The organism is uncultured Sphaerotilus sp., assembly GCF_963924895.1.
Taxonomy (GTDB): Bacteria; Pseudomonadota; Gammaproteobacteria; order Burkholderiales; family Burkholderiaceae_C; genus Sphaerotilus.
Genome location: NZ_CAWURG010000056.1, coordinates 1 through 6,097, shown reverse-complemented (window position 1 = coordinate 6,097; position 6,097 = coordinate 1). Strand labels below are relative to the sequence as shown.

6 protein-coding genes are annotated in these 6,097 nt (G+C 66.7%); 4 read left to right on the top strand and 2 right to left on the bottom strand.

Features of this window, described 5'->3' with window-relative positions:
- Positions 1-81: 81 nt before the first annotated feature.
- Together AABN02_RS19730 and AABN02_RS19725 are read right to left on the bottom strand one after the other, a co-directional pair.
- Complete coding sequence (locus AABN02_RS19730) at positions 82-378, bottom strand: NAD(P) transhydrogenase subunit alpha (RefSeq protein ID WP_338416622.1); 297 nt, start codon at positions 376-378, stop codon at positions 82-84.
- Positions 379-383: 5 nt separating this feature from the next.
- Positions 384-1,514, bottom strand: a complete 1,131-nt coding sequence (locus AABN02_RS19725) for a Re/Si-specific NAD(P)(+) transhydrogenase subunit alpha (protein WP_338416621.1) — start codon at positions 1,512-1,514, stop codon at positions 384-386.
- A gap of 125 nt (positions 1,515-1,639) precedes the next feature.
- Here AABN02_RS19725 and AABN02_RS19720 point away from each other — a divergent pair, with 125 nt between their 5' ends.
- From AABN02_RS19720 to AABN02_RS19705, 4 genes are all read left to right on the top strand, one after another.
- The gene (locus tag AABN02_RS19720; protein ID WP_338416620.1) at positions 1,640-2,128 is read left to right on the top strand and encodes an NUDIX hydrolase; all 489 of its coding nucleotides are present in this window, start codon (positions 1,640-1,642) and stop codon (positions 2,126-2,128) included.
- Positions 2,125-3,264 (top strand): tRNA 2-thiouridine(34) synthase MnmA, encoded by a 1,140-nt coding sequence (gene mnmA, locus AABN02_RS19715; RefSeq protein WP_338416619.1) that lies wholly within the window; start codon positions 2,125-2,127, stop codon positions 3,262-3,264. Before AABN02_RS19720 ends, mnmA begins: the two co-directional genes overlap by 4 nt.
- A gap of 65 nt (positions 3,265-3,329) precedes the next feature.
- Positions 3,330-3,485 (top strand): hypothetical protein, encoded by a 156-nt coding sequence (locus tag AABN02_RS19710; protein ID WP_338416618.1) that lies wholly within the window; start codon positions 3,330-3,332, stop codon positions 3,483-3,485.
- Positions 3,486-3,861: 376 nt separating this feature from the next.
- Positions 3,862-5,628 (top strand): SulP family inorganic anion transporter, encoded by a 1,767-nt coding sequence (locus AABN02_RS19705; RefSeq protein WP_338416617.1) that lies wholly within the window; start codon positions 3,862-3,864, stop codon positions 5,626-5,628.
- The last annotated feature ends 469 nt before the right edge of the window (positions 5,629-6,097 follow it).

Here is a 6,097-nt window from a genome sequence, read left to right as displayed (position 1 = left end):
GGATGCCCGCGACGAGATAGGCAAGCGCCGCCCACGGATTCACGCCGCCCTCGGCGGACCCTGCTGCCAGGAAGGAGAGCATCACTTCTTCTCCTTCTTCTTGTACATCGCCAGCATCCGCTCGGTCACGGCAAAGCCGCCGAAGATGTTGACGCTGGCCAGCACGACACCAGTAAGGCCGAGCCACTTGGCCACGGCGCTACCTGCTTCGGCAGAGGCAACCAGCGCGCCCACAATAATGACCGAGGAAATGGCATTGGTCACCGCCATCAGCGGCGTGTGCAGCGCGGGCGTGACGGTCCAGACGACGTGGTAGCCGACGTATATCGCCAGCACGAAGATGATGAGGTTGATGATGGTGGGGGAGACCGCATCCATGGTGTTCAGCTCCGGGTGACTTGACCGTCACGGGTCATGAGGCAGGCCGCGACGATGTCGTCGTCCATCGGCACGTTGAGCGCGGCAGCGTCCTTGACGAGCACGAGCTTGAGGAAGTCGAGCGCGTTGCGTGCATACAGCGCCGACGCATCTGCCGCCAGCAGTGCGGGCAGGTTGGTCTCGCCGATGATCGACACGCCGTGGACCTGCACCGTCTGGCCAGCGACCGTCAGCGGGCAGTTGCCGCCGCCGTTCGGGCCGCGGCCAGCGGCGATGTCCACGATCACCGAGCCGGGCTTCATCGCCTGGACCATCTCGGCGGTGATCAGGGTCGGCGCGGCGCGGCCAGGGATCAGCGCGGTGGAGATGACGATGTCGGCCTGCGCCACGCGCTTGGCGACCTCGATCTGCTGCCGCGCCAGCCAGCTCGGCGGCATCGGCCGGGCGTAGCCGCCGACACCTTCCGCTGCTTCCTTCTCCTCGGCGGTCTCGTAGGGCACGTCGATGAACTTGCCGCCCAGCGACTCGATCTGCTCCTTCACCGACGGCCGCACGTCCGACGCCTCGATCACCGCGCCGAGGCGCTTGGCGGTGGCGATCGCCTGCAGACCGGCCACACCGACGCCCAGGATCACGACCCGGGCGGCCTTCACCGTGCCGGCCGCCGTCATCAGCATCGGGAAGAACTTCTGGTAGCGGTCGGCGGCCATGATCACCGCCTTGTAGCCGGCGATGTTGGCCTGCGAGGACAACACGTCCATGCTTTGCGCGCGGGTGGTGCGCGGCGCGGCTTCCAGCGCGAAGCTGGTCAGCTTGGCGGCGGCCAGCGCAGTCAGACCCTCGCGGTTGAACGGGTCGAGCATGCCGACCAGCGCCGCGCCGGGTTTCATCCGCGTCAGCTCGTCCGCCGACGGCGAGCGCACCTTCAGCACCAGGTCGCAGCCCAGCGCGCCCGCGGCATCGGTGATCTCGGCACCGACCGCGGCATAGGCCTCGTCGGTGGCACTGGCGCGCAGGCCCGCACCGGATTCGAGGCGCACGGTGTGACCTTGCGCCTTCAGTTTCTTCGCCGTTTCAGGCGTCACGGCCACGCGGGTCTCCCCGGCGGCCGTTTCTTTTGGCACTCCTACCAGCATCTCACCCCTCCTCGGTTGGGAAAGGTCAGCTTACACACAATGCATGAATCCCCCACCCCCGTGAGATCCCTCACTGACACGCCCGCTCGCCCGGGCGAACTTCTCCAAGCCGGTACGATCGCGACATGAGTGAACATCGTTGGAAACCCAGTGTCACGGTCGCGGCCATCATCGAGGAGCAGGGGCGCTTCCTGCTGGTCGAAGAAGAAACACCCGACGGCCTGCGCCTGAACAACCCCGCCGGCCACTTGGAGCCGGGCGAGTCGATGCAGCAAGGCGTCGTGCGCGAGGCGCTGGAGGAAACCGGCCGCCATTTCGAGCCCGACGCGCTGCTCGGGGTCTACCTGGCGCGCATGCACCGCCACCCGGATCCGGCCGAGGACATCACCTACCTGCGCTTCGCCTACCGCGGCCGGGTCGGTGCGCCGATTCCCGGCGCCACGCTGGACACCGGCATCGTCCGCACCCTCTGGATGACGCCGGACGAGGTCCGTGCCAGCGTCGCGCGCCACCGCTCGCCGATGGTGCTGCGCTGCATGGAGGACCACCTCGCTGGCCGCCGCCAGCCGCTCGACACCGTCTGGTGCGAGGACCAGATCGGGCCGCAGCCATGACCGCGACCACGACCGGTGCGAAGAAGCAACGCATCGTCGTCGGCCTGAGCGGCGGCGTGGATTCGGCCGTCAGCGCCTGGCTGCTGAAGCAGCAGGGGCACGAGGTCATCGGCATCTTCATGAAGAACTGGGAAGACGACGACGACAGCGAGTTCTGTTCGACGCGCCAGGACTTCCTCGACGCGGCCTCGGTCGCCGACGTGCTCGGCATCGAGATCGAGCACGTCAACTTCGCCGCCGACTACAAGGACCGCGTCTTCGCCGAGTTCCTGCGCGAATACTCGGCCGGCCGCACGCCGAACCCGGACGTGCTCTGCAACGCCGAGATCAAGTTCAAGGCCTTCCTCGACCACGCGATGCGCCTCGGCGCCGACAAGATCGCCACCGGCCACTACGCCCGGGTGCGCCAGAACGGGACGACCGGCCGCTTCGAGCTGCTCAAGGGCCTGGACCCGAGCAAGGACCAGAGCTACTTCCTGCACCGCCTGAACCAGGCGCAGCTCTCGAAGACGATGTTCCCGGTCGGCGAGATCCACAAGACCGAGGTGCGCCGCATCGCCGAGGAAATCAACCTGCCGAACGCGAAGAAGAAGGACTCGACCGGGATCTGCTTCATCGGCGAGCGACCCTTCCGCGATTTCCTGAACCGCTACCTGAGCAAGGAGCCGGGGCCGATCCGCGACGACCGCGGGCGCCTGCTCGGCGAGCACGTCGGCCTGAGCTTCTACACGCTGGGGCAGCGCAAGGGCATCGGTGTCGGCGGCGTGAAGGAGAAGGGCGCGGCGCGCGGCGGCGGCGAACACGAGCCGTGGTTCGTTGCCCGCAAGGACATCGAGCGCAACACGCTCTACATCGTGCAGGGGCATGAGCACCCGTGGCTCAAGTCGCGGCACCTGCTGGCGGCGGACGCGAGCTGGGTGGCGGGCGAGCCGCCGGCGGGTGGGGCGCTGGCCGCGAAGACGCGGTATCGGCAGGCGGATGCGGCGTGTCTGCTGACCGGGCCGGGGGCGGGGGCGGGGGAGTTCGGGCTGCACTTCCATGACGCGCAGTGGGCCGTGACGCCGGGGCAGTCGGCGGTGGTGTATGACGGGGATGTTTGCCTGGGTGGCGGGGTGATTGCGGCGGTGGAGGCGTGAGTTGTGCTGACCCCCCGTCATGCCCGCGAACGCGGGCACCCACGCAGGCAGATGACGGTGCCTGTATGGAGTGGATCCTCGCGTTCGCGAGGATGACGCCCTTCCCGCTCGACACCGAGAAGTGGACGGATTTCCTGGATTCCCTGGGGGCCCCGCCGCGCGAACTGCCGGGCGTGCAAGCCTTGTTCGCCAAGCGCAGTCCGTTTGAAGACCGTGACTGAACGTGGGGCGAGTGAGCGGATACGCTGAATCGGCTCATTTGGCTCGGTATCGGCTCATGAATCAGCTCTCCATGAGCTGATTCCCTGAAAGCGAGCCACTGCGTCGGTTCATTTGGATACGTCGCTATCGACTCATTCCGGCCTGAAAATCATGTCAAACGCTTGGAAAACCGCATCCTCGCCACGCTCGGCCAAGGTCCGCTGAACCCCGACCGGCGCTGACCGCCCGTCATGCCCGCGAACGCGGGCACCCACGCTGGCTGATGACGCTGGTTGTACGGGGTCGATCCTCTCGTTCGCGAGGATGACGGAGCTCGGTGTGGAACTGGTGACGACAGGCTGTGGATAACATACCCCCTGGCCTATGATCCACCCCATGCCACCCGCCGCTCTTCAAGTCCTCGCCCGCTTCCTCGGCCCCTGGGTCCGCAGCGTCAACGCCACCACCCTGCGCGCCGACGCACAAGCCGGCCTGCTCGGCGCACTGCTGGTGCTGCCGCAGGGCATCGCGTTCGCGTCGCTCGCCGGGCTGCCGCCGCAGTACGGGCTGTACAGCGCGCTCGTCCCGACGGTCATCGCCGCGCTGGCCGGGTCGAGCTGGCACGTCGTCTCCGGCCCGACCAACGCCAACTCGCTGGCGCTGGCCGCGATGCTCGCGCCGCTGGTGGCTGCGGGCAGCCTGGGCTACATCGAACTCGCGCTGATGGTCACGGTGATGGTCGGGGTGATCCAGACCGCCGTGGGCGCGCTGCGGCTCGGCTTGCTGGCGAACTTCATCTCGCCGGCCGCGCTGCTCGGCTTCACCAGTGGCGCGGCGTGCCTGATTGCGATCCACGCGCTGCGCGACCTGATGGACGCGGGCGTGCCGCGCGGGCTGGGGCCGGGCGGCGTGTTGCTGCAGAGCTGGCAGCACCTGCCGCAGGCGAACCCGGGCGCCGTGCTGGTCGGGCTGACGGCGCTGGGCGTGGCGGCGGGCTTGCGGCTGAAGGCGGCGCGCTGGCCGTTCATGCTGATCGGGCTGGTGAGCGCGGGGGTGCTGGCCGCGCTGCTGCCGGAGCGCTGGGCGGTCCACACCATCGGCGCGTTGCCGTCGCCGTGGCCGTCCTTCCATGTGCCGGGCGTGGACTGGGCGCGGGTGCCCGATCTGGTCGGCAAGGCGCTGGCGCTGTCGATCATCGCCTTGGGCCAGTCGGTGTCGATCGCCAAGGCGATGGCGGCGCGCTCTGGCCAGCGCATCGACACCAACCGCGAGTTCCTGGGGCAGGGGCTGTCGAACGTGGTCGGCGGCTTTTTCTCGTGTTACCTGAGCTGCGGCTCGCTGAACCGCTCGGTGCCGAACCTGGAGGCCGGGGCGCGCACGCCGCTGGCCGGGGTCGCGTCGGCGGGGTGGCTGCTGGTACTGGTGGCGGTGTCGTCGCCGCTGCTGGCCCACATTCCGCAAGCCGCGATCGCCGGGTTGCTGATCCTGGTGGCGTGGACGCTGCTGGACCTGCCGCGCTGGCGCCGCCTCGCCCGGCTGGACCGCACCGATCTGGCGATTGCCGCGGCGACGCTGGCGGCCACGCTGCTGCTGCGGCTGGAGATGGCGATCCTGATCGGCACGGGCTTGTCGCTGGTCGCCTACCTGTACCAGACCTCACGCCCGGCGATGCGCACGATGGGGTTTGACCGCACCAGCCCGGACCGGCGTTTCATCGTCCGCGGCGACACGCCGGGCGCGCTGCCGGAATGTCCGCAACTGAAACTGCTGCGCATGGAGGGCGAGGTGTATTTCGGCGCGGCGACCCATGTGGCGGAACACCTGCACGCGCTGCGCGAATACGACCCCGGTCAGAAACACCTGCTGGTGATGACCAAGAGCATGAATTTCCTCGACCTGGCGGGCGTCGAGGTCTGGGACACCGAACTGCGCGAGCGCCGCGCCGCGGGCGGCGACCTGTATTTCCACCGCCCCCGCCCGCAGGTGATCCAGATCTGGACCCGCACCGGGTTTCTCGACCGGCTGGGGCGGGACCATGTGTTTCCCGACAAGCAGCAGGCGATTGCGGCGATTTATCCGCGGCTGGACCGGGAGGTGTGCGCGCGGTGTTCGGTGCGGGTGTTCAGAGAGTGTCAGGCGGATGATCCGGGGGTGGTGATTTGATGGATTTAATTTTCGGATGCGAAGGATGTCGCTGACGATGTAATGTATGTTTTAAACCATTGTATTTTCGCCTTGGCTCTAGAGTGTCCTATGCCTTCATTTTCTTGTATGTATTTATTGGCGCATCCCCTTTTGAAGGAGTTCTGGCTTTCTTTATAAGAAATTGAATCAGAAGGAATATTGCTGCTGAGAGATTCTGGTGCATAAAAATGATGCATGACGTCGATAAATTTTTCCCCGTCGGCATCTATTTTGAAAGGGGGTGTCAATATAACCTCGTTTGCGCCTGCTTTAAGCATTTCGATGACGGAGTCAGAAAGAAGAATCCTCCTGATTAGCAATGATCTTCAGCAAGGAGCCAGCCGAAGGTCAGGCGTAGCGTAGAGGACAGACCAAGCGCAGGAGCGAGCACATGCCGATGAACCGAATCCAGTTCCAGCAGGGGATGTCGCTGCCGGAGTTCATGGCC